Source organism: Variovorax xiamenensis (assembly GCF_050916385.1).
Taxonomy (GTDB): domain Bacteria; phylum Pseudomonadota; class Gammaproteobacteria; order Burkholderiales; family Burkholderiaceae_C; genus Variovorax.
This window is the reverse complement of sequence record NZ_CP139038.1, coordinates 805,155-831,107: the sequence shown is the minus strand read 5'-3', so window position 1 is coordinate 831,107 and position 25,953 is coordinate 805,155. Positions and strand designations below refer to the sequence as shown.

At 70.9% G+C, this 25,953-nt stretch carries 14 protein-coding genes; 4 read left to right on the top strand and 10 right to left on the bottom strand.

Going from position 1 to position 25,953, the window contains the following annotated elements; genetic code table 11:
- Positions 1-309: 309 nt before the first annotated feature.
- The 6 genes from tagF to phnD all read right to left on the bottom strand — a co-directional run bounded on the left by tagF (position 310) and on the right by phnD (position 9,648).
- Positions 310-960, bottom strand: coding sequence for a type VI secretion system-associated protein TagF (gene tagF, locus SFB74_RS03620; RefSeq protein WP_432729304.1), 651 nt, complete (start codon positions 958-960; stop codon positions 310-312).
- Positions 957-4,559, bottom strand: coding sequence for a type VI secretion system membrane subunit TssM (gene tssM, locus SFB74_RS03615; RefSeq protein ID WP_432729302.1), 3,603 nt, complete (start codon positions 4,557-4,559; stop codon positions 957-959). Before tssM ends, tagF begins: the two co-directional genes overlap by 4 nt.
- Complete coding sequence (locus SFB74_RS03610) at positions 4,556-5,929, bottom strand: DotU family type VI secretion system protein (protein ID WP_432729300.1); 1,374 nt, start codon at positions 5,927-5,929, stop codon at positions 4,556-4,558. The genes tssM and SFB74_RS03610 overlap by 4 nt, the downstream gene beginning before the upstream one ends.
- A gap of 121 nt (positions 5,930-6,050) precedes the next feature.
- Positions 6,051-7,382, bottom strand: coding sequence for a type VI secretion system baseplate subunit TssK (gene tssK, locus SFB74_RS03605; RefSeq protein WP_432729299.1), 1,332 nt, complete (start codon positions 7,380-7,382; stop codon positions 6,051-6,053).
- 167 nt (positions 7,383-7,549) lie between these two features.
- Positions 7,550-8,614 (bottom strand): phosphate/phosphite/phosphonate ABC transporter substrate-binding protein, encoded by a 1,065-nt coding sequence (locus SFB74_RS03600; protein ID WP_432729297.1) that lies wholly within the window; start codon positions 8,612-8,614, stop codon positions 7,550-7,552.
- Complete coding sequence (phnD, locus tag SFB74_RS03595; RefSeq protein WP_432729296.1) at positions 8,611-9,648, bottom strand: phosphate/phosphite/phosphonate ABC transporter substrate-binding protein; 1,038 nt, start codon at positions 9,646-9,648, stop codon at positions 8,611-8,613. Before phnD ends, SFB74_RS03600 begins: the two co-directional genes overlap by 4 nt.
- Before the next feature lie 162 nt (positions 9,649-9,810).
- On the opposite strand from phnD, the gene SFB74_RS03590 reads away from it, so the two are divergent.
- From SFB74_RS03590 to SFB74_RS03580, 3 genes are all read left to right on the top strand, one after another.
- Entirely contained in the window at positions 9,811-11,697 is a 1,887-nt protein-coding gene (locus SFB74_RS03590; RefSeq protein WP_432729294.1) for an ATP-binding protein, read from the top strand.
- Between the two features lie 185 nt (positions 11,698-11,882).
- Positions 11,883-12,947, top strand: coding sequence for an ABC transporter substrate binding protein (locus SFB74_RS03585; protein ID WP_432729292.1), 1,065 nt, complete (start codon positions 11,883-11,885; stop codon positions 12,945-12,947).
- Positions 12,944-14,941: a hybrid sensor histidine kinase/response regulator gene (locus SFB74_RS03580; protein ID WP_432729290.1), complete on the top strand. Its 1,998-nt coding sequence runs from the start codon at positions 12,944-12,946 to the stop codon at positions 14,939-14,941. The genes SFB74_RS03585 and SFB74_RS03580 overlap by 4 nt, the downstream gene beginning before the upstream one ends.
- An 18-nt stretch (positions 14,942-14,959) precedes the next feature.
- Here the strand turns inward: SFB74_RS03580 and SFB74_RS03575 are convergent, their stop codons facing one another.
- Positions 14,960-15,934, bottom strand: a complete 975-nt coding sequence (locus tag SFB74_RS03575; RefSeq protein WP_432729288.1) for a GlxA family transcriptional regulator — start codon at positions 15,932-15,934, stop codon at positions 14,960-14,962.
- 100 nt (positions 15,935-16,034) lie between these two features.
- On the opposite strand from SFB74_RS03575, the gene SFB74_RS03570 reads away from it, so the two are divergent.
- Positions 16,035-16,673, top strand: a complete 639-nt coding sequence (locus SFB74_RS03570; protein WP_432729286.1) for a cysteine hydrolase family protein — start codon at positions 16,035-16,037, stop codon at positions 16,671-16,673.
- 12 nt (positions 16,674-16,685) lie between these two features.
- On the opposite strand, the gene SFB74_RS03565 is transcribed toward SFB74_RS03570, so the two are convergent.
- From SFB74_RS03565 to SFB74_RS03555, 3 genes are read right to left on the bottom strand one after another with little or no spacing between them, the layout of a single operon-like run.
- Positions 16,686-22,085: a filamentous hemagglutinin N-terminal domain-containing protein gene (locus SFB74_RS03565; RefSeq protein ID WP_432729284.1), complete on the bottom strand. Its 5,400-nt coding sequence runs from the start codon at positions 22,083-22,085 to the stop codon at positions 16,686-16,688.
- Positions 22,086-22,087: 2 nt separating this feature from the next.
- Entirely contained in the window at positions 22,088-23,818 is a 1,731-nt protein-coding gene (locus SFB74_RS03560) for a ShlB/FhaC/HecB family hemolysin secretion/activation protein (protein WP_432729283.1), read from the bottom strand.
- Position 23,819: 1 nt separating this feature from the next.
- Positions 23,820-25,871, bottom strand: coding sequence for a CHAT domain-containing protein (locus SFB74_RS03555; protein WP_432729282.1), 2,052 nt, complete (start codon positions 25,869-25,871; stop codon positions 23,820-23,822).
- Positions 25,872-25,953: the final 82 nt, after the last annotated feature.

Sequence of the window (25,953 nt, the reverse complement as noted above, 5' to 3'; positions counted from 1 at the left end):
CCGAGCGAAGCGAAGGCCAGTCCAGGCTGTTCGGTAGCCGAGCGCAGCGATGGCGCGTCCCACTCCCTTCTGGCTGTGCCGAGGAGCGCAGGCGCAGGAGGGATCAGGGCCGCAGCTGTTTGAGCGAAGCGAGTTCTGCGGACCCCCTCCTGCGCCGAGCACCGCAGGTTGCCCGTAGCGAAGCGAAGGGACACAGACAGTAGGGTCGCCTTTCTTTTGCCTACTTTTCTTTGGCGAAGCAAAGAAAAGTAGGTCGCCCGCCGGGGCGAGACCCGGCTCCGGAAAGCAAAACAAGAAGAGGCGTACATCTCACCCCTCCTCTGCAAAGCCCAGAAACAAAGCTTCAAACTGCTCATCCCGAGGCAACCCGGTACTGAGCATCCGTATCCCACTTCCAACAGAAGGATCACTCAACCACAACGAAGCCCCCGCCACCGGCAGCTCCAGAGATTCCACAACCCCTTCCCGACCACCCGAAGAAGAAGCAACGACATCCCCAACAAACAACCGCTGCAGCACAGCATCGAACCGCACCGCATCCAGATCCCCATCAAGCCCCTCCAACGCAGCCTGCGTCGCATGAGCCCACCACCCCAGCGCGGCAGCCAGCGCCTCCCCCCGCAAGGTCCCGGGCGAGTCCGCGTCCAGTTCCACCGCAATGGCAAACGGAAAGTACCGCCCCACCCCATCCACGGAAGGCATGAGCACGCCGATCCACGCCTGATCGCCAGCCACCTGCCGCCCCAGCGCAAAGCACCAGATGGGCGCCTCCAGATAGCGCTCGGTCCAGTCCGGCTGATCCCGCAGCCGCGACATGCCCCGCTGCAGCCACTGGTCCCACACGGCGCGGAAGGGCTCTGGCAGGCGCCGGTGCGCGAAGTCGCCCATGCCCGGCAGCTTCCCGAACCACCCGGGCAGCGCGGTGGTGGAAGCAAGAAGCGAGGAAGGCTCGATGCTCACAGCCCCTCCGGACAGGAGAACTCGCGCAACTCGCGCAGGCGGATGGGGTGCTGCACGCTGTTGGTCGTCACCTCGAAGCGGGTCTTGCGCGCGCCGATCTGGAAGGTGATGAAGAACTTCTCGGGCGCGTCGCCCGCCTCGAGCTGGCCGTCGTCGAGCGTGCGGAACAGGGCCCACGGGCCATCCATCGCCGAGCCGGAGCTGCCGGTGGTCGAGGGCGGGCTGACCTGGATGCGCACCTGGTTGCTGCCCTTCGGTCCGGGCCACTGCACGGCCATGGGCACGACGGGGCCGTGCGCGTATTTCACGAGCTGGCCGTCGACGTCGAGGATGAACTGGGTGATGCCCGCGTCCATTTCCACCGGCTTGAAGTCCAGCCGCATAGAGGGGCCCCGACCGCCGCCGCGGAAGAAGATTTCCTTGATGCGCGCCGCACGCTCGAACTGCGCGATCGCCTGCGTGGTGATGGCGCCGCGCTCGGCCACGGGCTTGTAGCGCCACGGGCGCGTGCTGGTGTCGACGATGGAGGCCAGGCGCTTCTGGAAGAAGTCGTCCATCAGACCGCCGGGACCGAACATCTGGCCGAAGTCCTCGGGCAGCACGTCGCGCTTGCTGCTCTGCACGAAGGGGTATCGGCCGGCGATGGCGCGCGCACAGAACTCGGTCACGGGGCGCAGGTCCTGGCTCAGGTTGCCGCGCTCGGCCACCTGCGCCTGCGCGGCGCCGGCCTGGCTCAGGTTCTCGATCATCGAGCGCACCGGCTCGGGCAGGCGGCCGGCGTCGGACTTGAGCTTGCCGGCCACGTCGCCCGGTGGCGGCGAGGTGCGGCCCTTCACTGCCGTGTCGACGGCGTTGAGGTACACGTAGACCTCGTTGAAGAGCTTCAGAGCGTCGTCGATGGGCGCGGGCTGGTTGGGGCCGCCGGCGGTGACGAGCCGGCGCAGCGACTCGAAGCGGTCGTCCACGATGCTCTCGATGCGCTTGCCCGGCGCCACCTGGCGGCCGGGGTCGCTGCCGAACAGGTCTTCCAGGCCCTTGCGGGTGTTGCGCACGGTCTCGGTGGCCTTGCTGACCACGTCCTTGTTGGCATCGGCGGCGGGGATCAGCGTGGTCTGCTTGACCACGGCGCGCAGGAAGTTGGCGAGCGGCGAATCGACGCCCGAGAGGATTCGCGCGGTCTCGATGTTCTTCTCCAGGCCGTTCACGCGGATCAGGCGCACGTCGGCGAGCAGCGCCTCCCACTGCTTCACATATTCCTCCAGGTAGAGGCGGCGCACGCGGTCGGTCAGCGCGCCGAGCGCGGCCACGTCGCGCAGGCGGTCGGCGGCGTTGCGGTCCTGGCCCAGCACCCACGGGTCTTCATTCGCGAGCAGGCCGGTGAGCACGGTCACCTCGTTCTGGAAGCGCTTGTGATAGCCGTCGTAGGTGAACATGCCCGGCACGCCATCGGACAGCGGCTTGCCGCTGATGCGTTCGAACACCAGCGGACCCGAGGGGCCGGTGGCGGTGGCCACGCTGAAGGCCGGGATGTCCTTGCTGGCGCGCTGGCGCTTCAGGCGGCTGAACACGCGCTGCTCCAGCGGATAGCTCGCGAGCACGGCGCGCACGCTGCGCACGAGGTTCTCGTCCATCTTCAGCGGCGAGCGCGGCGGGCCCTGGGCGATGAGCACGTCGAGCTGGTCCTCGAGCTGCTTGCGCTGGTCCTCGGGAATGCCGCGGTCGAGGTTGCGCGACCAGTCGAGGGTGATCCAGGCCTTCAGCGCCTCGGCGTCGAAGTGCTCGGGCTGGTAGAGCATCAAATAACTCTTGAGCGCCTCGTAGGTGAATTCGAGGTTGTCCTTCTGCGCGGTGCGCAGCTGGTCCTCGATGCGCTTGGCGATCTGCGGCAGGAAGGCGTCGTTGAGCGCGCGCTGGTGCGTGAGCATGGCGGCGGCGTCGAGCTTGTCGCCCTGGTAGAGGCCCAGCGTCATCGACAGCGGCTCGTCGCCCTGGCGGTTGTCGGGCGTCTTCCAGATGTCGCGCAGGCTCTGCAGCACGGGCGCGACTTCCACGAGGTTCTGCACGCGCGCCGGCAGCGCCGCGAGGTTCTGCCGGGCGGGCTCGACGCGGGCCTCGACCGACTTCAGGTAGTTCATGTTCTGCAGCGTGCTGTAGCCCCAGGCCGCGAGCAGGCCGACGGTGAGCAGCGTCATCGCCGTCACGCCGATCACGCGCAGCGTGTGGCGGCGGCGCTCCAGCTTCACGTCGGCGCCGGCCAGGCGCTGCTCGGGAAACACCACCTCGCGCAGCAGCGAAGTAAGGAAGTAGCTGCGCCCGCTGGACTTCTGCGGCGCGAGCATCGCGCGCTCGATGCCGAAGCTGCGCGCGAGGCTGCCCATCACGCGGTCGATGGGGCTGCCTTCCTGCGTGCCGCTGGTGAAGTACACGCCGCGCACCCACGGCGGCTGCGCGAAGCGCGAGCCGGTGAACACCTGCTCCAGCAGGTCGGACAGCAGCGGACCGATGGAGCCGAACTGCGCCGGAAAGCCGAAGATGGCCGCGCGGCGATTGCCGTCGGTCTCGCGCTGCATGCGCGCGATGAGGCCGTCGTTCACCCGGTTGTGCAGCAGCGCGAACTCGCGGTTGAAGGCGGTGGAGAGCCCCTTCTCCTCGACCTGCAGGTTCTCGTCGGCCGGCAGCGTGAAGCCGAAGACCTGCGCGCGCTGTTCCTTGCCGAGGTCGTCGAAGTAGTCGGTGAAGCCGTAGAGCAGGTCGCTCTTGGTGACGAGCACATACACCGGCAGCCGCGTGGTGAGCTTGCCGTCGAGCTCCAGCAGGCGCGCGCGGATCGAAGCCGCGAGCTGCGTGCGCGCCTCCGCCCCCTGGCTCAGCAGGTCGGCCACGCTGACGGTGAGGAACACGCCGTTCAGCGGTCGGCGCGGGCGCACCTTCTTCAGCAGGCCGAGAAAGCCTTCCCACGCGCTCTTGTCTTCCGACTGGTGGCTGTCCTGCGTGGTGTAGCGCCCGGCGGTGTCGATGAGCACCGCCTCGTCGGTGAACCACCAGTCGCAGTTGCGCGTGCCGCCCACGCCGCGGATGGCGCCGGGGCCGAACTTCTCGGCCAGCGGGAAGCTCAGGCCCGAGTTGACCAGCGCGGTGGTCTTGCCCGCACCCGGCGCGCCGATGAACACGTACCAGGGCAGGTCGTAGAGATAGCTGCCGCCCGAGATGGAGAGCCAGTCGCGCCAGCCCGGCTTCTTGCCGGCGGCGTGCATGCGCATCTGCTTGAGCGTCGCGACGGCTTCGCTGAAGCGGGTGTCGAGGATCTTCTGCTCGCCGTTGACCGGCGCATCGGCCTTGGCGGCCGGCGCCTTCATGAGGCCGTCGGTCAGGTGCTGGCTCGCGCGGCGGGCGCGCCAGCGGCGGTACAGCGCGCGCAGCACCACGATGAGCACGATGACGCCGATGACGACGGCGCGCGTGGTCTCGCTTTCGAGCGGCGCGAGCGAGCCGATCTTCACCAGCGGGCCGATCCACCAGATCAGCAGCGCGACGACGATCAGCGCCAGCAGCGTGAGCAGCAGCGGGCTGAAGAGGAAGCCGAAGATTTTCTTGATCATTTCGTCGCTCCCGTGGCCGGAGCAGGAGCAGGAACCGCGGCGGCAGCCGGCGCCGGGCTGCCTGCGGCGCCGTCGGGCCCGGTCAGCAGCACGACCTCGACGCGCCGGTTCTTCGCGCGGTTGGCCGGCGTGTCGTTGGGCGCCACAGGCTCGGCGTCGGCCTTGCCGTCGGAGCGCATGCGCGCCGGATCGACCAGCGTGGAGAGCGCGCCCTTCACCGCGTCGGCGCGCGCGGCCGACAGGTGCCAGTTCGACGGATAGCGCAGCGAGCGGATCGGCTGGTTGTCGGAGTGGCCGGTGATCAGCACGTCGCCCTTCACCTCGGCCAGCGCCTGGCCGATGCGGCGCAGCACCGGCAGCGACTGCGCCATCGGCTCGGCGCTGCCGGAGCTGAAGAAGGAATCGCCGCGCAGGCGCACCACGCTGCGGTCGGCCTCGTCGGTCACGGTGACGAGGCCCTGCTTCACCTCGGGCTCCAGGAAGCGCGCGAGGCGCGGCGTCTTCGCCGGCAGCGCGGGCGGCGCGATCTGGATGTTGGGCGCGCGCAGGCTGGACACCGCCGCGTACGTGGTGTCGGAGCGGTAGTTGAGCGTGAGCCGAAGCCCGAACCACGCGAGCGCCAGCAGCAGCGCGAAGCCGGCCGCGAACACCCACAGCGGCAGCGACTCGCGCAGCCGCACCGTGCCGGCGCCCTGCCCGCGCCAGTGCGGCGAGAGCTCGGCCTCCACCGGCGGACGGTCCTTGGCGATGAGGTCGGCCAGGCGCTGGCGCACCGAGTCGAGCTGCGCGCGGCCGTTGTCGATCACGCGGTAGCGGCCCTCGAAGCCGAGCGCCAGCACGCTGTAGATCAACTCCAGCAGCTGGCGGTGCGTGGGCACGTCCTGCGCGAGCTTGGCCAGCAGCTGGAAGACTTTTTCGCCGCCCCAGGTCTCGTTGTGGAACTGCACCAGCAGGCTCTGCTTGTTCCATCCGGCCTGCACGCCCCAGGGTGTGTTGGCCACGGCTTCGTCGAGTGCGGTGCACAGCACGTAGCGTGCGGCAAGCACTGACTCGTTGCCTACGCCGGCGCGGCGCGCGCTGGCGTCGAACTGGTTCACGGCGTCGGCGGTCGATGCGCGCAGCGCCGGCACGTTCGGCGGCTGCGCGAGGTTGCGCAGCTTGCCGATCAGCACCAGCAGCTTGCCGGCGGCCGACACCAGCGGATTGAGCAGGCCCAGTTCGCCGACGTCTGCGGCCGGCGTGGGATCGGCGCCGCCGAAGAACGGCGCCGGTGCCGGCGCGCTCGGCGTGCCGCCCGGCGTGCGCGGCTTGGGCTTGATGACCGTGCGCTCCGACTCGAAGGCGGCAAAGGGATCGGGAGGTGTACTCATGATGGCTCCACGCTGATGGCGCCAATTCGTGGAACGCCGCGGAACCGGCTTTGCCGGGCCGCTGGCGTTGCCCCCTGGAAGGGGGTTGGCGTAGCGACACGAAGTGCGCGAAGACTGGGGGTCATGCTCGGATCGCCCAGAACTGGAGGTCGAGGCCCGGAAAGTCGCCCGCGATGTGCATCGCGATGCCGCCCGACTGCTCGAGCTGGCGCCACAGGTCGCTGTTGCGCGTCTCGAGTTCGAAGTAGCTGGCGCCCGTGTGGAAGGGAATCTGCCTCGGTGCCACCGGCATCGGCGTGAGCGTGACGCCCGGCAGCGCGAGGTTCACGAGATCGCGGATGCGCTCGACCGGACCGATCTTGACCTGCGTGGGAAAGCGCGCGCGCAGCGCCTCGCTGGGCATGCTCGCGCTCACCGCGAGCACGAAGGTCGCCTTGCGCTGCAGCTCCACGTCGGTGACCACCGCCACGCGCACGCCGTGCTTGCGGTCGTGCAGGTCGATGCGGATCGCCGACTGCTCGAACACCATCGAAAGGCTGCGGCGCAGGTCGTCCATGAGCGGCCTGAAGCTCATGGCGAGGTCGTCGTGGATGTAGGGGCCGAAGCGCGACACGCGGCGCGAGTCGCGAAAGCTCGCGAGGTCGCCGGCCAGGCCCAGCGCGTGCTCGAAGAAATGCTGCGGGTGCAGCATCGCGCTCCTGGCGAGGTGCGCGAAGATGGCCTCGTTGCGGTTCACGGCCTGCAGCAGCATGAAGTCGGCGATCTCGGCCACGCCGCCGGTGCCGCCCTGCGTGAGCCGGCCGGCCAGCGCCTCGCCGCGCTGGCGCAGCAGCCCCAGCAGCTCGTCGAGCCAGGCGCGGATGACGGCATGGCCGGCCACGTCGAGCAGCGGCGGCAGCATGGCGCGGTCGAGCTGCACCTGGTTGTCGACGCGGCGCTCGACCACGCGGGCCACGCCGATGGTGGTCCAGGCGTCGGTGGCCTCGCTGGCGCGCATCAGCCGCGTGTGGAGCTGGCCCAGCTGCAGCATCGCGGTGCGCTCGCCGGCGGTGTTGGAGTCGGGCACTTCCGACTCGAGCACGCGGTGGCGCACCAGCTCTTCATATTCTTCCGCGTCGGCCTCGCGCGCGCCGGCGCGGCGCAGCGGCAGCGCGAGCACCACGGCCTCGTCGCGCATGGACGACGGAATGTCGATGGGCTCGGGCAGCGGGTCGACCGCCGGCATGTCGAAGACGGTGCCGTCGCCGAAGACGCCGACCGCGCGCACCAGCGCAAGCTTGCCCAGCGTGAGCGCGGCGGGGTCGATCTCCAGTTCGGCGAAGCCCCATGCGTAGGGCGTGGTCGAACGCAACAGCACGTGCCGCGCGTGATCGGCATGACGCTCGCTCTGCTGCAGGTGCTGAGGCTGCAACAGCATCCCCTCGCTCCAGACCACTTTTGTTCGCCAACTCATCCGCACTCCGTCAACGGCAAGGGTTGCCTGAAAGAAACACGAAGTTTCCGGCTCGGGGGGCTGGTGGCAAATCCGCCTTAAGGCCTAGCTAATGGCCTAGGCGAAGGCCTGGAGCTACGGCGAAGGGAGTAGTGGAGATTCGCCCGGCGCGCGGCGGGCGGGCGTGCTCAGCGCGCCGCGGCGCGCAGCGTCTCGACCTGCTCGGTGTAGGTCTTCTCGATGCGCTGCAGCCGCTGTTCGCGCGCGGCCTCGTTGACCCACGACGCGGCCATGGCACGCTGCCTGCCGAGCTGGTGCTCCAGCCGCGCCTGCGGCAGCAGCGCGCTGTCGTCGGCCGCGACATAGCCGTAGGCCGCGCGCAGGCTTTTGAGCACCTCGCGCTCGGCGTCGCCGCGCGCGCCCCTGGCCTTGCCGTAGCCGGTCAGGAAGTTCTGCAGCCGCGCCTGGAACTCGGGCGGGAAGTCGCGCCGCACCACCATCGGCGCACCGGGCGGCGGCTCCGACTCCCAAACCACCTGCAGCCGTTCGGCCTCCACCGGGAACTGCTGGCGGAAGCGCTCGAGGTCGGTCGTGTTGTTGGTGGCCACGTCGGCGTCGCCGTTGGCCACGGCCAGCGCGGTGGCCTGGTGGGTGCCGACGAACTCGCTGCGAAAGCGCGTCTCCATCTCGATGTTGTGCGGCAGGAAGAGCTGGCTCTGCGGCACGATGAAGCCGGTGACGGAGCGGCTGTCGCCGCGCGCGAGCCGCCACTTCTCGGGTTGCGCCAGCAGGCCCTCGAGCGTGTTGAGCGGGCCGGCCTTGCGCACCAGCAGCACGGCGCGGTGCTCGGGCAGGCCCGGGTGCCGCGCGATCTGCGCCACCACCTTCATGCGCCGCTGCATCACGGCGTCGAGCGCCATCTTCCCCGAGAGGAAAGCCATGTCGATCTCGTCGCGGCCGATGGCGCGGTCGAGCTCCTCGTAGGTCGGCACCGAATACATGCTGACCGGCATGCCCAGGGCGCGGCCCAGGTCGTTCATGAGCGGCGTCCACAGCGCGCGCGACTCGACGGTGCCGCCCAGCGGCAGCACGCCGAAGCGCAGCATCCTGATGGCCGCAGGCGGCGCGCCCTTCTCGGCGGGCGACACCGCCGCCGCCGTCGCCTGCTGCTGCTGCTGTTGCGCCACGACAGGCAGGGCGACGAGGGCCAGCAGCAAGGCGGCCGTGCGCCAGAGCTTGCCCCGCACGGTCACGGCGAAACGTCCCTGAGCACGCTGACCTGGTCGGCGTAGCCGCTCTCTATGCGCTGCAGGCGGGCTTCGCGCGCGGCGTCGTTCACCCATTGCGCGGTCATGGCGTTCTGCTTCGCGAGCTGGTAGGCCAGCCTGGCCGCCGGCTGCAGCGAGCTGTTGTCGGCGGCCACGAAGCCGGCCAGGTCGTGCAGCGACTTCAGCACCACGCGCTCGGCGTCGCCGCGCGGCCCCTTGGCCCGGCCGTAGGCGACCAGGAAGGCCTGCACGCGCTTGCGCAGTTCGGGCGTGTATTCACGCCGGACCACGATCTGCGCGTGCGGGATCAGGTCGGACTCCCAGATCACCTGCAGCCGCTCGGTCTCGGCCGGGAAGCGCGTCTTGAAGCGCTCGAAGTCGGCCGTGTTGTTGGTGGCCACGTCGGCCTCGTTGTTGGCCACGGCCAGCGCGTTGGCCTGGTGGGTGCCCACGATCTCGCTCTGGAAGCGCGTTTCCATCGCGATGTGGTTCGGCAAAAAGAGCTGCAGCTGCGGCACGATGAAGCCCGACACCGACTGCTTCTCGCCGCGCGCCAGCCTCCAGCGCTCGGGCTGGTCGAGCAGGTTCTTCAGCGAATTGAAGGGCGGCGCCTTGCGCGACAGCAGCAGCGCGCGGTAGCCGGGCAGGCCGTCGTGTCGCACCACCTGCGCCACCACCTTCATGCGGCGCTGGGTGACGGCGTCGAGCGCCATCTTCCCGGAGAGGAAGGCCATGTCGACCTCGTCGCGCTGGATGGCCTGCTCCAGTGCCTCGTACGAGTTGACCGACAGCACGCTCACCGGGCGGTTGATGGCGCGGCTGAGCTCGGCCAGCAGCGGGTCCCAGTCGCTGCGCGACTCGAAGGCGCCCCCGAGCGGCAGGATGCCGAAGCGCACCGGGCCGTCCAGCGGATTGACCTGGGCCGGCGCCGCCAGCGGCAGCGCCGCGAGCAATGCCAGGGCCGCCGCGCGCAGCAGGGCGACTGGAAACTCGGCGAATCGGCGCATGGAAGCCTGCATTTCTGGAGCGAAAGACATAGGGCCGGCGCGCATCGGCGGGTCTAACATGGGCAGCGCGGACGCCATTAAATATCAATTGCAAGCAATTTTTGTGATGTTTTTCCTAGCTTTCCCGCTGCGGATAGCCCTCATAAGCTCGGCGCCCATGCGTCCGATGCCCCCATGAACTGGAATTTCCGCGTCATCCGCGGCCTGGGCCGCCTGACCTTCGCCCAGCAGCTGATCCTCCTGGCGATGGTGCCGGCGGCCCTGGCCACGCTGGCGGCCATCGCCGTGCTGACGCGGCAGCACCTGGGCAACCTCACCGAGCTGATGCGGGCCAACGCGCAGACGGTGGCGCTGCAGGTGGCCACGGTGGCGCAGGCGCCGCTGGCGCGCATGGACCGCCGGGCGCTGGCGCGCACCGCCCAGTCGGGCACCTACCAGCCCAACGTGCAGCAGGTGCAGATCTGGACGGAGGACGGCGAGATCGTCGCCAACTCCGAGACCATCGACCGCGCCCGCGCCGAGGGCCTGCAGGTGGTGGTGCCCATCGTGGGCGACGACGGCCGCCACAACGGCAAGGTGATGGTCGAGATGAGCCTGGCGGCCGTGCAGAGCGCGCGGCGCTCGGTGTGGTTCAACGTGGGGCTGGTGCTGGCGATCAGCCTGGTGGGCGTGGGCCTGGCCGGCTGGTGGGCGGCCCGCCGCATCAGCGAGCCGATCCGCGCGCTGGGCAAGGCGGTCGACCGGCTCGGCGCGGGCGAGGACGCGAGCGTGTCCATCGAGGGCACGGCGGAGGTGCGCCACCTGCAGCAGGGCTTCAACGAGGCCGCGCGCGCGCTGGCCGAGAGCCACCGGCTGCTGCAGAGCCGCATCAACGAGGCCACCGCCGAGCTGGCGCGCAAGAACCAGCAGCTGGAGGTGGCCAGCCAGGCCAAGACCCGCCTGCTGGCCGCCGCCAGCCACGACCTGCGCCAGCCGCTGCACGCGCTCACGCTGTTCTCCGACGGGCTGGCCAACGGCGAGAGCGATCCGGTGAAGCTGCAGCGCATCGGCCACATCCGCGAGTGCGTGGATTCGCTGGACCGGCTCTTCTCCGAGTTGCTGAACTTGTCGCAGCTCGACGCCGGCGTGCTGCAGCCGCAGTGGGTCGACTTCCCGCTCGACCGGCTGTTCGAGGAGATCAGCCGCAACTTCCGCCCGGTGGCCGAGCAGCAGGGCCTGAGGCTGGTGGTGCGCAAGACCGACGTGTGGGTGCGCTGCGACTACGTGATGCTCTCGCGCATCCTGAACAACCTGGTGTCGAACTCGCTGCGCCACACCATCGAGGGCGGCGTGCTGATCGGCGCGCGCCGGCGCGGCCGGGGCGTGCGCATCGACGTGGTCGACACCGGCGTGGGCATCGCCGCGCAGCACCAGGCGCGGGTGTTCGAGGAGTTCTACCAGGTGGAACCCGCCGCCCGGCAGGCGTCTCGCGGTGCGCGCGGCATGGGGCTGGGCCTGGCCACGGTGCAGCGGCTGGCCGAGCTGCTCAACACGCGCGTGGAGCTCAGCTCGAAGCTGCACAAGGGCACCTGCGTGCGGGTGCTGGTGCGCTCGGCGCCGGCCGCCCTGCCGACGCCCGCGGCATCGCCCGCCATCGCCGCCATCGAGGAAGAGGAGAGCCTGGCCGGCGTGCGCATCCTCGTGATCGACGACGAGCGCACCATCCTCGAGGGCCTGACGGTGGTGCTCTCCAACTGGGGCGCCGAGGTGATGCCCGCGCAGACCCGCGCCGAGGCGCTGGCCATGGCCGACACCTGGGAGCAGCCGCCCGACGTGGTCATCAGCGACCTGCTGCTGCAAGGCGGCGACAACGGCCTGGACGTGATCGCCGCGCTGGAGCGCCATCCGCGCGGCATCGGCGCCGGCACCGCGCGCCTGCTGGTGACCGGCGAGACCAAGCCCGACCGCCTGCGCGAGGTGGCGAGCGCCGGCATCACGGTGCTCTACAAGCCGGTGTCGCCGCGCGTGCTGCGCCAGGCGATACAGGCGCAGCGCGCGGCGGCAGCGGCTGCGCAGGCCTGAGCGCGCGGTAAGCGCCTGGGTACGCCATCGGACATAGGCCGAGCGGCCATTTCCCTGTGGAATCCGTCACGCGGGCAGGCCACCGCCGACACTGACATAAGCCCTCCGCCTTATCGCGCGAAGAAGGGGTCGTCCTTACATTGGATCATCGCCCCTCGCTGCGGAAGCAGTCCATGTTTGTTGCCGTGAATCCCGTCCTCCCGCCCTCTTCGAGAAGGCTGTGGCGCGCCGCCCGCACCGCGCTGGCGGCGGGGCTCGCATGGGCCGCGGGCAGCACGCTCGCGACGGCGGCTGCCCTCACGGTGCTGATGGGCGACGACATGGCGGCGTCTTCCGAATTCGTGCAGCAGCTGCGCGCCGACCAGGAGCCCGGCGCCAGGTTCGACCTGGTGCGCGTCGCGCCCGGCGGGACCACCACCGCCGCGCAGCCGGAAGCTGCCGCGGCCCCCGACACCGAGCGCGCCGCCAACGCGGGCGTGCGCACGCGCAGCCTTCGCACCGCCGCCGACACCCCCCTCACCATGGCCGTGGGTGCCGCCGCCGCGCGCGCCGCCATCGAGCGCCCGGGGCAGGAGCCGCTGGTGCTGGCGATGTTGAGCAGGCTCGAATACGAAACCCTCAAGGCCTCCAGCCCGTCGCTGCGGCGCGGCGACCGCCGCGTGGGCGTGCTGCTGCGCGACCCGGCCATGGCCGACCAGCTCGCGCTGGTCAACGCGGTGCTGCCGCAAAAGCACCGGCTGGGCGTGGTCGCCACGCCCGAGTCGGAGCCGCTGGTGCGCGAGCTGCAACGTGCCGCGCAAGGCGCGAACCCGGCGTGGGACCTGCGCGTGGAATACGCGCCCGACGCGCGCTCCCTCGCTTCCGCGCTGCGCCTCGTGGTGCCGCAGAGCGACGCGCTGATGGTGCTGCCCGACCTCATCGGCGACAACCAGGCGGCCACGCTCTCGGTGCTGCGCGCCGCGGCGAGCGCGGGCCTGCCGGTGTTCGGCGCCAGCGAAGGCCTGGTGCGCTCGGGCGGCCTGGCGGCGGCGGTCTCCACGCCCTCGCAGCTCGCCCAGCAGGCGCGGCAGCTCGGGCAGAAGGTCGCGAGCGCCGGCACGGCCGGGGGCAACAGCAACAACAGCACCGTACCGCTGGTGGAAGCGGCGACGCCCGCCACCGTGCGCGTCAACGCGACCGTGGCACGCGGACTCGGCCTGCGCCTGCCGGAAGAACGGGAACTGACCGACCGGCTCGCGGCCCCACGATGAGCAGCGCCCCACCCTCCCAGGACCCGGCGCAGCCCTCGGGGACGGAGGGCGCCGCCGCGCCAGCGCCGTCCTCGCCATCGCCGCCGCCCGCATCCTTCCAGTCGGCCCACACGCTGGTCGTGCGCGGCAACCTGCAGCGCGACCTGTTCCGCCTCGGCGTGGTGCCTTGCGCGGCGGTGGCGCTGGCGCTCACCGGCTGGTTCACGCACAACCGGCTGCAGACGCTCGAAGCCGCCTTCGACGCCGAGGGCCAGGCCGTGGCGAAGCAGGTGGCTGCCATGTCGGACCTGAGCCTCTACGCGGGCGACGTGCCGGCCTTGCAGAACGTGGCCAACGCCGCGCTGCGCGGCGGCCAGGTGACGCGCGTGGAGATCAGCAACAGCGCCGGCATCTACGTGACGGCCGGGCCCAAGACGCCGTCGCTCGCGCAGCTGCGCATGTTCACCTCGCCGGTCACGCTGCGCGAGGCCTCGCGCGCCAGCGCCTTCGCGCCCGCCGGCTCCACCGCCGCGGGCGACACGCCCATCGGCCTGGTGCAGACCTTCCGCGACACCACCGCCTACACGCGCGAGCGCAGCCGCTCGCTCTTCGCGGGCGTGGGCATCGCACTCGTCGCGCTGATGGCGGCGTGGGCCTCGGTGCGCCACATGGCGCGCACGGTGGCGCGGCCGCTGCGGCGCGTGTCGCGCACGGTCGCGGCGCTGGAGGCGGGGCATTTCGAGGTGCGCTGCGACGTGGTGGAAGGCGGCACGCGCGGCACGCACGAGCTCGCGGTGCTGGCGCACGACATCGACCGGCTGGCCGAGCGGCTGCAGCGCAACCGCCAGATCAGCGAGGAGCGCGTGCGCGAGGCCACCGCCGTCGCGCTGCAGCGCATGGCCGAGGCCGAGCAGGCGGCGCTCTCGCGTGCGCGCTTCCTCGCGGCCGCGAGCCACGACCTGCGCCAGCCGCTGCATGCCATGGGGCTCTTCATCGACGGCCTGCTGCCCGGCGCCACGCCTGCGCAGCGGCCGGCCGTGCTGCGGCTGCAGGAAAGCACCGAGTTCATGGGCGTGCTGCTCGACGATCTTCTGGAGATCTCGCGGCTCGATGCGCAGGTGCTCACGCCGGCCATCGCCAAGGTGCCGCTCGCCGAGCTCTTCGACCAGCTCGACGCGCAGCACGCCGCAGCCGCCGTCGAGGCCCGCGTGCGGCTGCGCTGGAGCGACCGGGGTCTGGCGGTGCGCACCGACGCGGCGATGCTGCGGCGCATCGTCGGCAACCTGGTGACCAATGCGCTGCGCCACGCGCCCGAGGGCGGCACGGTGCTGGTGGCGGCAAGGCGCGCCGCGGGCGGTGTGCGCATCGAGGTGCGCGACAACGGCGTGGGCATCGCGCCCATCCACCAGGGCCGGATCTTCGAGGAGTTCTACCAGGTGGCCAACACCGAGCGCGACCGCCGCCGCGGCTTCGGGCTGGGGCTGGCGATCTGCGCGCGCATCGCGACGCTGCTGGGCACGCGCATCACCGTGCGTTCGGCACTGCAGGCCGGCAGCACCTTCGCCTTCACGCTGCCGGCCGCGCGCCTTGCCGACGTGACGCCACCCCAGCCGGCGCCCGTGGCGCCCGCGCCGCTGGCCGGCCTGCGCTGCCTGGTGGTGGACGACGACCCCGCCATCCTCGACGGCAGCCGGGCGCTGCTGGAGCAGTGGGGCTGCCAGGTGGAGTGCGTGAGCACCGGCGCCGAGGCCATCGCGCGGCTGGGCACCGGCGACATCCACTACGACGCGGTGCTGTGCGACCTGCAGCTCGCGGGCGAAGGCGACGGCGTGGACGTGATCGACGCCGCCAAGCGGCTTCAGCCCGAAGCGCTCGCGGTGCTGGTGTCGGGCGCCACCGGGCCCGAGGTGCTGCAGCGGCTGCGCCATGGCGGCGTGATGCTGCTGACCAAGCCGGTCGCGCCGGCCAAGCTGCGGGCGCTGCTCACCACGCGGCGACAGGTGCCGGCGCACTGAGCCGCCAGAGCCTGGAGGTCAGCCGACCCCGGCGCGCGAGAACTGCTGGCGATACGCCGTCGGCGACACCTTGAAGGCCGACAGGAAGTGCTTGCGCAGCGACACCGCCGAGCCGAAGCCGGCGCCGGTGGCCACGCGCTCCACCGGGTGGTCGGTGGTCTCGAGCAGCCGCTGCGCGAGCGCTAGGCGCTGGTTCTGCATCCACTGGCCGACGGTGGTGCCGGTGGATTCGCGAAAGCGCCGCGTGAAGTTGCGCCGGCTCATGAGCGCGCGGCGCGCGAGGTCGTCGAGCTCGTGCGGCCTGTCGAGGTGCCGGCCCAGCCATTCGAGCAGCGGCGCGAGCCGGTCGCGCTCGGCGGTGGCGGGCACGGGCTGCTCGATGTACTGCGCCTGCCCGCCCTGCCGGTGCGGCGCCACCACCATGCGCCGCGCGGCGCGGTTGGCCGTCTCGGCGCCATGGCGCACGCGCAGCAGGTGCAGGCAGCAGTCGATGCCCGCGGCCGTGCCGGCGGAGGTGAGCACGCTGCCGTCGTCCACGTAGAGCACCTCGGGCTGCAGCTTCACCTTCGGGTACTGCTTCGCGAAGATCGGCGCCAGCTTCCAGTGCGTGGTGGCGGGCCGGCCGTCGAGCAGGCCCGCCTCGGCCAGCACGAATGCGCCGAGGCAAAGCCCCATCACGATGGCGCCGCGCCGGTGGGCGGCCTGCAGCGCGCGGATCAGCTCCGGCGGCGCCGCCGAGCAGTCGTCGCGCCATGAAGGCACGACCACGATCTGCGCGCGGCGGATGGCCTCGAGCCCGTGCGAGACGACGAGCGCGAAGCCGGCGTTGGTGCGCAGCTCGCCGGTCTCGGGCGCGCACACCTTCACACGGAAGCGCGGCTCGCCGGTCTCGGTGCGGTCCTCGCCGAAGACCATGCAGGGCACGGACAGGTGGAAGGGGCTGATGCCGTCGAAGGCGACGACGGCTACGGTTTCGGCGGTTTGCTGCGTCATGGCCCGATCTTATCGATGAATGGCTTTCGGGCCACTTTCGAAGCATGTCGCCGCCGGGAAGAATCTAGCCATCCGAACCACACAAGAGAAGGAGCCCATCATGAGCAGCAACACAACCACGCCGCGCCGCGCCCTCGTCGTGATCGACGTGCAGAACGAGTACTTCGAAGGCGGCGGCCTGCCGATCGAGTACCCGCCCATCCTCGATACGCTGCCGAACGTGACGAAGGCCATGGACGCCGCCCGCGCCGCCGGCACGCCGGTGGTGGTGGTGCGCCACCATGCCCCCAAGGGCGCGCCGGTGTTCCAGGCCGACGCGCACAACGGCCAGCTTCACCCCGAGATCGCGAAGCGGCCGCACGACCACCTGGTCACCAAGAGCTTTCCGAGCGTGTTCACCGGCACCGACTTCGCCGAATGGCTCGCGCGCAACGAGATCGACACGCTGAGCGTGGCCGGCTACATGACGCAGAACTGCGACGCCTCCACCGTGTTCGAAGCGATGCACCGGGGGCTGAGCGTGGAGTTCCTGTCGGACGCCAGCGGCGCGCTGCCTTATGAAAACGCGGCGGGCAAGGTCACGGCGGAGGAGATCCACCGCGTCTTCAGCGTGGTGTTCCACAGCAACTTCGCTGCCGTGACCACGACGGAAGCGTGGATCTCGGCGATGCGCGAAGGCCAGGTCATCCCGAAGGACAACGTGGTGCTGTCCAACCGCCGTGCACGCGGCCTGGCGTAACCCGGTCGCCGGCTAGAAATCGGCGCAGCCGTTGCGCTTCTCGGTGTCGACGCAGCTCGACAGGTTGGGCCGCGAGCGCACGCGCGACCATTCGCGCGCCAGCACGTCGCCGCCCTGCTCCGCGCGGTCGCCATCGAGCGGCCCTGTGGCGAAGCAGATCGGCGGCGGGCCGATGTTGCGGTCGTACACCCAGGTGGCGGGCAGGTCGCGCAGCGCATCGGGGCGCGGCAGGTTCGGCACCCCGCCGACGAAGAGGTTGCCCGGCACCACATTGACCCTGTAGCCCTCGGCGGAGGTGAAGGCGCCGTTGATCGGGTACACGCCCGGCGGGCTCGCCTGCAGCGCGGGCGAGAACATGAAGCCGGAGAAGCCCGCGCCCGTGTCGCCCAGGATCAGCCCGGTCACGAGGTAGCTGAAGAGCGGGTTCGGATAGCCGAAGGGCCGGGTCGCGTTGCCGATGAGCACCGTGGCCACCGGCTGCTGCGCGTAGATGAAGTGATTGGCGCCGGCCGGAATGCTCACCGCGCACAGTCCCGAGTAGGAGCAGTGATAGAGGTTGGGATAGAGCCCCGACCCCGTGAGCCCGCCGCGCGTCTCGCCCACCCAGGTGTCGGCCCACACGCGCCACGGCGCGCCGGCGATGGTGTAGCCGCCGGTGTTCTGGAAGCGCGAGGCGGCCACCAGGTCGGTTCCGTTGGCGCTGCTCACGTTGGTGCCCAGCAGCAGGTCGCCGCTCAGGGTGCGCACGAACACGGTGTCGGCCGCCATCGAGGTGGCCGACACCAGCTGCGGCGCATTGCCCGCCGCGTCGTAGCCGGTGACGCTCACCGAGCCGAGCTTGACCGTGTCCACGTCCACGTAGCGGAAGGCGCCGGCCGCGCCGCCGCCCAAGGTGTCTGCGCTGACGTTGTTCGCCGCCTGGTCCAGCAGCACGCTGCCGCCGGTGGAACGCGCCAGCAGCGTGCCGGCGGTGATCGGCGCGGCCGCCGTCTGCGTGATGTTGCCGCCAGAGATCAGCCCCACGGTCGAGGCAGTGAGCGCGCCGCCGAGCTGGATGCCGCCGCCACCGCCGGTGTTCTGCAGCGTCAGCGCGCCGGGCACGGTGAGCGGCCCCACCACGCTGATGTTGCCCGCGTGGGCGTTGCTGCCGGCCACGATGGTGGGCGCGTCGAGCCGCGAGAACTCGGCGGCCGACACTGCGAAGCCGTTGGCCGCCGTGCCGCCCAGCGTGATCGGGTTGGCCGTGCGGTCCACCGCGTTGCCGGCCGCGTCCACGCCGCCGGGGCGCAGGTTGAGCACGCTGCCCGCGCGCACGGTGCCGGTCAGCACCACCGCGTCGGTGCTGCCGTCGTTGCTCGCGCGCAGCACCACGTTGCGGTTGCCGTCGATGCGCCCGCCGGTGCCCAGCGTGATGCCGGTGCCGTTGGCCTGCGACTCGCCCGCCACGTCGATGTCGCCGGTGCCCAGCGTGGTGACCAGCGCGTTGTTGGCGATCAGCACGCCGCCCGACTTGTCGCTGAGCACGCCCGGCGTCACGAGACCGCGGATGCCGATGTTGCCGTCGATGCTGCGCACCGTGACGTTGCTCAGATCGACCGCCTGCACCGCGAGCGGCCCGGTGCTCGGGTCGGTCACGCCGCTGCCGATGCCGGTGATGTTGATGTCGCCGCTGGTGGTGAGGATCTGGCTGGGCCCGGTGCCCGCGCCGATGCGCACGCCGGTACCGCCCGGCGAGGTGCCGGTGATGGTCACGTCGCCGGTGCTGCTCTGGATGGTCGCGCCGCTCAGCTGCACCGTGGCGGTGAAGCCCGAGAAGGTGGGTGTGCCGCGCTTGCCCGTGATCTGCACGGTGCCGCCGGGGCCGGCGTCGCCCAGCGCGGTGGTCCGCGTGTCGATCGTGGTGTTGGTGATGCCGATCGCCTGGTTGCCCGTGGGGCTGGTGTCGGCCGTCATCGTGACGTTGCCGCCGTTGGTGGCGATCTTCGCGCCGCTCAGGAAGATCGATCCGTTCTGCCCGCCCACGCCGGCGTTGAGCACCACGTTGAGCGCACCCGAATTCGACTGGATCGAGTTGTTGCTGAAGGCGTTGATGTTGTGCGCCGCGTCGAGCTCGAAGGTCAGCGGCGCGGAGCCCTTGCTGCGCACGATGGCGGCGTCGGCCGCGAAGCTGATGTTGCCGTCGGTCGCGACCCCGCCGGTGCCCGTGGTGATCGTGACGCTGGTGCCGCCGTCCAGCGCGTTGTTGATGTCGCCGTCCTGGATGGTCGAGTTCGCCAGCGGATCGAAGGGGTTGCCCGTGAGGCTGCCCGAGGCGGTGCCGTGCGCGATGTTGACGTTGTAGGGGTCGATCGTCCACTTGCCCGCCGTGCCCACGGGCGCCGAGGCATCCACGCGCAGGCCGGTCAGGTCGAAGTGCGGCGCCGAGGTCTCGATGCTGCCGCCGTTGCCGCCGCTCGCGCCGCCACGCGCCGAGATGCTGCCGTAGCCGCGCAGCGTGTCGCCCGCGATCACGTTCACGGTGCCGCCGTTGCCGGTGGCCGACCTCGCGTCGGCGCGCAGGCTGGCCTGGTCGCTGATGGCGATGGTGCCGGTGGCGCGCACGTCGATGGTGCCGGACTGGCCCGCGCCGCCCGCGTCGATGGTGGTCACGTTGTCGAACGAATCGAGCACCAGCACGTTGCGCCCGGCGAGGCTGACGGTGCCGCCCACGCCGGTGCTGCTCGACACATCGAGCACCGGCAGGAAGACCGTTCCCGAGGGCACGTCGCGCACGTTCACGCGCCCCACGCGCACGTCGCCGCCGCGCCCGTCGATCGCGATGCGCCCGCCCTCGGCGCGCACGGTGCCGCCGGCCTCCATCGCGAGCGCCACGGCCGATGCGTCGTCGCCGATGGTCGCGGCGCCGCCGTCCACCGTGAAGCTCTTGCCGCCCGCCGTGCCCGAGATCGATATGTCGCGCCCCTTGCCGGCCGTGATGCTGCCGCCGAAGATGGTCACGCCGTTGCCCGCGGCGTAGGCCACGCCGGCGCCGCCGTTGGCGGCCGATGCCGAGGTCAGGAAGGCGCTGTTCGCCGTGAGGCCCTGCATGTCGCCGCCGGTGCCGTCGATGGCCACGCGCCCGCCGGAGTCGATGGTCACGCCGCGCATCGAGATGCCGCCGACGTTGCTCGTCGTCACGTCGGGGAAGGAGCTGTCGACGAAGTCCACCGTGCCGCCGTACACGGCGACCGGATCGGTGGCGGTCCAGCTGCGCGACGTGCCGGTGATGCTCACATCGCCCGTGCCGGTGCGCAGCACCGTGCTGTTGCCCTCGGTGTTGTCGAGCAGCACGCCGCCCGCGCCGATGCCGCCCACGCCGGTGATGGCGATGTTGCCGCCGCCGGTGGTCAGGCTGGTGCCCGAGACCTGCACGCCGTCGGAGCTCACGTAGTAGCTCGGGTCGCCGGCCGAGGTGCTGGTGCCCTGCCCGCGCAGCGTGATGGAGCCGTTGCCGCCGCAGGCGCCGGAGGCCATCGCGCAGGTGTTCAGCGAGCTGTCGAACAGCGAGACGCCGGCGCGCCCGACATTCGGGCCGCCGTCGGTGGGCGCGATGCCGCCGACCGCGTAGCCGTTGGCCGCATCGCCCTGGCCGTAGAAGCGGATGTTGCCGCCGTTGGTGGCGATGCTCGCGTTGTCGAGCTCGATCACGCCGCCCTGGTTGCCGCCGGCCGAGTTGGCGTCGAAATCCACATGCAGCGCCCCGCTTTCCGAGCGGATCGAGGAGCCGTTGAACATCTGGATGTCGCGCAGCGAATCGACCGTGAGCCGCGCGTCGCGCCCCTGCGTCTTGACGACGCTCGCGCCCTCCTGGAACACCACGTCGTGCGATTCGCCGTCGTTGGAGCCGGTGCGCAGCGTCACGTCGGTCGAGCGGCCCAGCGCGTTGCCGATGGCGGCCGAGCTCACGCGCGTGTCGGCGGTGTTCAGGCCGTAGTCCGTGGGGTCGTAGGCCGGCACGGTGTTGTCGACGTTGAGGTTGCCCTTGGACTCGACGATCCATTTGCCATTCGCGCCGCCCGCGCCGCCGGCCGCGTCGATCTGCGCGAGTTCGGTCACCTCCACCTGCCGCGCGGTGGTGGTGATGGTGCCGCCCGCGCCGCTGCCTGCGCCGCGCGCCTGGATCTGGCCGGAGACGTGCGTGTAGTCGGCGCTCAGGTCCACCGTGCCGCCCTGGCCGTTGGCGCCGGTGGCGTTGCTGCGCAGCACGGAGTCGGGCGACATGCTGATGGCCGAGCTGCCCGCCACCTGGATGCTGCCGCCCTTGCTGCCGCCGCTGGCGTCGCCCGTCAGGCCCGACAGGCGCACGTAGTCGGCGCTCGCGGTGATCGAGCCGCCGGCCACGCCGGCCTCGGTGCCGCTCGCGTCCAGGGTACCGCCCAGCAGCATCTCGTTGCTGCGCGCGGCCGACTGGCCGCCGTCGAGCACGATCTCGCCGTTGCGCGAAGTCAGCGAGCGGGCGCGGATCACGCCGGTCTGGCTCACCACGAGCTGGCGCGCATCCACGTCGGCGGCGGCGGCCATCAGCACCACGCGGCCGCCGTCGGCCGTGACGTTGCCGGTGTTCATCAGCTGCTCGGTGGTGGTCTTGTCGGTGGCCTGCAGGTCGGCGAGCTTGAAGGTGGTCTGCCCGTCCAGCGGCACCTTGAAGGTGGTGAGGCCGTCGCCGTCGAAGTCCAGGTTCATCGTGAGCTTGCTGGCCGACACCAGGCCCACCGAGCCGCGCGCGACGTTGATCTCGCCGTCGTTGCGCACCGATCCGCCCACCAGCGCCACCGTGCCGCCGGGCGCCGCGGTGATCGACGCGCCCTGCTCCAGCCGCACCTGAGCCATGCTGTTGGCCGGGCCGACGAAGACGAGCTGCTCGCTCTTGTCGAAGGCCTTGTTCTCCGAGCCGGCGGGCATGAAGTTGTCGTTGGCGATGTCCAGCGTGGAGGCCACCAGCCCGCCCACGTTGACCGACGCGCCCTTGCCGAACACGATGCCGCTCGGGTTGATGAGGAACACGCTGCCGCCCGGCAGGTTCGGGTTGCCGATCAGCGATGTCCTCAGCGTGCCGTCGATGCGCGAGGCCTGGATGGTCATGCCGTCGCCCACCACGCGGTTGAGCAGCACCGCGCGCGTGCTCGGCTGCGCGATGTTGACCGTGCCGCCCGCGCCGATGGAGAAGGTCTGCCAGCTCGCGATGCCGCGCAGCGACGGCTGGGTGATGCTCATCACGCTGCCGCTCTGCGTCATCGTGACGCCGCCGGCAATGGAGTTGAAGCCGGTGGGAAGCACCTGCGCCATGGCGGGCGCGGCTCCTGCGCAGATCAGCGACAGGGCAAGCGGGCGAAGCCGGAGCCGCCGCTGCGTGAATCGGTTGCGTTGCTTCATGGTCAGAACGCCTTGATGAGCTGCACGAAGAGGCGGGGGTTGCGGCCTCCGCCGTCGGTCTGCGCGGGCGGCGTGCCGGCGCGCCAGGCCAGCGTCGCGTTGATCGAGAAATTGCCCGGGCGCGACCAGCTCAGGCCCACGCCGTAGCCGCGCAGGCTGTGACTGTTGACGCCGTCATAGGGCGTCGGGTTGCGCACGATCTTTCCGTGCGCGGCGTCGTAGAAGAGGAAGGGCGTGAGTTCCTCGTTGAGCGACCAGCGCCATTCGACGGTGCCGATCACGCCCTGGTCCACCAGCAGTTCGCCCGAAGGGTAGGCACGCACCGCGCGTGCGCCGCCGAGCGCGAGCTTCTCCGACGCGTCGAGGTTCTTGCTGGCCCACTGGCCGCCGACCGACAGGTACAGCGAATGGCGCGGCACGATCGACTGCAGGCGCGAGAACTGGAAGCTCAGCTTGGTGAAGCCGCCCTCGGTGCGGTGGCCCGTGACGCCGCGGTCGAAGTCGCGGCTTTCCGGATCGCGGATCGACAGGTTGCCGTGGTACAGCGTGCCGGAGCTGGCCCAGTAGCCGCCGCCCAGCAGCTCGTCGCGGCGCTCCCAGGTCCAGCCCAGGCTCAGGCCGTTGACGCGCTTCTTCGAGTTGTAGTCGGCCGCGCGCAGTTCGTCGGTGAGGTCCTTCACGTCGACGCCCAGGCGCAGGAAGAGGTTCTGCTGCCGCTGGCGGATCACCGGATAACTCAGCGAGAAATCGAGCACGTTGGCACGGCCGCGCGCGTCGAGGTCGGCGAACTGGCCGCCCAGCTCGTAGCTCACGCGCGAGAGGCCGACGCCCGCGCGCAGCCCGCTGGTGCCGATGGGTGCCTCGTAGGCGATGCGGCCGAACTGCAGCGCGTTGCTGTTGGAGACCATCAGGCGCATGTCGAGGTTGTCGCCGATGCCGAAGGGGCTCAGCCAGCGCGCCGTGCCGCCCACGCGGTAGCGCCCCGATTCCTTGGTGCCGTGGTTGTCGCCCTCGGCGGTGAAGGCCCAGCGCGGTGCGGCCGTCACCTCCACAGCGAGGTCTGTGGTGCCGGGCTGCGTGCCTTCCTGCAGGCCCGAAGACACCTTGATGCCGGGCTGGTCCGACAGCAGCAGCATCGCGCGCTCGTAGTCCGGCGCGCTCACGGCGGCACCGGGCTGAAGCGGCGCGAGGAAGCCGCGCACGCGCGATTCGGCGATGGGCGCATCGGGCGCGACCGTCACGTCGACCTTGCCGAGGCGGCCTTCGATCACGCTGATCTCGACGATGCCGTCGCGCACCGTCTGCACCGGCACCACGGCCTGAGCGAGGAAATAGCCTCGCTCCTTGTAGCGCGCCGTGATGGCCTTGGCGAGCTCCTCGAGATCGGACAGCGTCACGTCGCGGCCGATGTAGGGGCCGGTGATGGCCTGCAGCTCCTCGTTGCTCAGCGCCTTCACGCCGTTCAGGCGCAAGTCGTTGAGCTTGAATGTCGCTCCGGCTGGTCCGCCCGGGTTGCGCGGCGGCGCGGGCAGGCTCTGCGGGGCGACGGTCCCGGTCGGGGCCTGGGCAATGGGCCGGTCGCAACTGCCGCAGGGATCCTTGGTGGGCAGCAGTTCGGTGCCGCTGCCGTCCGCATCGGCGGCGTGCGCGCGCTGGGCGGCGATCAGCAAGGTAGCGCTGACGAGGGCCGTGACCGCGAAGGCGATCGGCGTGGGACGTTGACGGACTTTCATTTCAACTCCCGACCGTTAAGCGCCAGTTGCCGATCAGGTTGAACGGCGCCCAGAAGAAGGGATGGGACATCTTGGGATCCTTCAGCACCGCGAGCTGCCCGGCCTGCATGGCCTTCTGGATGTCGCGGCCCTTGGAGAGCTCGCCGTAGAGTGTGCTCATGAGCACGGCGGTGGCGTCGTCCGACACGGGCCACAGCGAAGCGATCAGGCTGGAGCTTCCTGCCGAGAGAAAGGAGCGCGTGAAGCCCAGCACCTCGTCGCCCTGCGCGATGCGCCCGAGGCCCGATTCGCAGGCCGAGAGCGTGACCAGCGCGGTGCCGTCCATCGGCAGGCCGAGGATCTCGTGCGCTTCCAGGAAATTCTGCTTGCCGCCTTCGTTGGCCAGCAGGATGCGCGAGTACAGCGGATCGACCGCGTCGGCCTCGGCATGCGCAGCCACGTGCATCAGCGGCGAGCGCGCGGCCACGTCGCGGAACTGGGTCTTGGTGGCGGCCGCGCCCATGTACACGGCGTTGCGCGGGAAGAGCCGCGCGAGCTGCTTCACCTCGGTCTCGGCGCCGGGCAGGTCGTACTTGTCCTCAATGCGCGGATTGCCGAAGGCGGTGAGCGACGCGTTCACGCGCGGCGTGCGCTGCGCGAGTTGCACCGCGATGCTCATCGACGGCGCCACCGCCACCGGATGCGTCTCGATGATGTAGCGGCCATCGAGCCGCAGCGCCTGGAACGGCAGGTAGTGCAGCGGCCCGTGCGGCACCACGACCAGCCGCTGCCCCGGCGCGAGGCCCAGCGGCCCGAGCAGCGCGGCGCCCAGCTTGTCGGCGTTGGTGATGGCGGCGCGCCGGCCGCGCACGATGGAGTTGCGGAAGGTCTCCACCAGCTCGTTGAGGTCGTCTCGCTTCACCGCGACCGTCTTCTCGACGATGCTGTCCGGGCCCACCACCCACACTACGAGGCGGTCGGGCAGCGAGTGGAACTGCACCACGCGCTCGTCGGCCGCCAGCGTGCGCTGCAGCGTGGCGAGGTCGACGGTGTTGGCGGCCTGCTCGTTGATCTTCGCGCGGCCGCGCACCGCGTCGAGCAGCGCGCGCGAGCGGCTGTGCTCGCTCACCTCGAAGGCCTGGCGCGCATCGCCAGCATCGCTGTAGATGGCCACGCCGCGCTCGAACACCGTCTGCAGGTCCGAGAACAGGCCCATTTTGAATTCCTCGCTGCGGAACCTGGCGCGCACCTTGTCCACGTCGCCCAGCGCGCGGCCCACGGCCTCGGCCGCGGCCTGCTTCTGACCCAGCGCGAGTTCGCTGCGCGCCACACCGTCCCAGGCCCAGAGGCGGTAGTACTCGGTGTCCGCGCCCACCTGCCGTGCGGTGAGAGCGCGATAGGCATCGCGCGCCTCGGCGGGCTTGTTCTCGGCCAGCAGCAGCCGGGCACGGGTGCGGTCGAGCTGCGCGGTGAGCGGCGCATCCTTCGGCGGGGCCATGGTGCCCAGCACCTCGCGCGCCCTGGCCGGGTCGCCCGACTCGATCAGCGCATTGACCAGCGAGGCCTGCACCAGCGGCGCATAGCGCTGCGAGCTGTTGGCCAGCGCCTCGTCATAGCTGAGCACCGCGCCCGAATAGTCGCCGCGGCGCGAGCGCACGTCGCCGATCACCTTCTGCACCGGGCCGACCACCAGCTTGGGGTCGCGCGCCTGGTGCTTGAGCGCCTCTCGCGCGAACTCCTCGGCCTTGTCGAGCTGGCCGGAGTAGCTGTAGACGATGGCCAGGTCGCGGTTGGCCATGGCCATGAGGTTCGGATCGTTGGTGGCGTTGGCCAGGTGCAGCGCCTTGCTCGCGGCGCGCACGCTCTGGCGGAATTCGCCCGCCTCGGCCAGCGCGACGGCCTGGCTGCAGTATTGATAGCCGGAGAGCTTGACCGAGTCCTGCCCGTAGAGCACCGCGCCTTCGCTGGTCAGCGCCAGCAATGTGTCGGTGTCCGCGAGGCGGGCCTGCTCCGCCTTGCTGGCGGCGGCTTCCGCGCTTGGCGCCTGCGCCGAAGCCGGAAGGCCCCAGCCCATCAGAAGAATGCCGGCCAGACCGAGCGCACCTGCGATGCCAGCACGATGACGTGCAGGGCGCTCCCATCCCCATCTCGAAAAC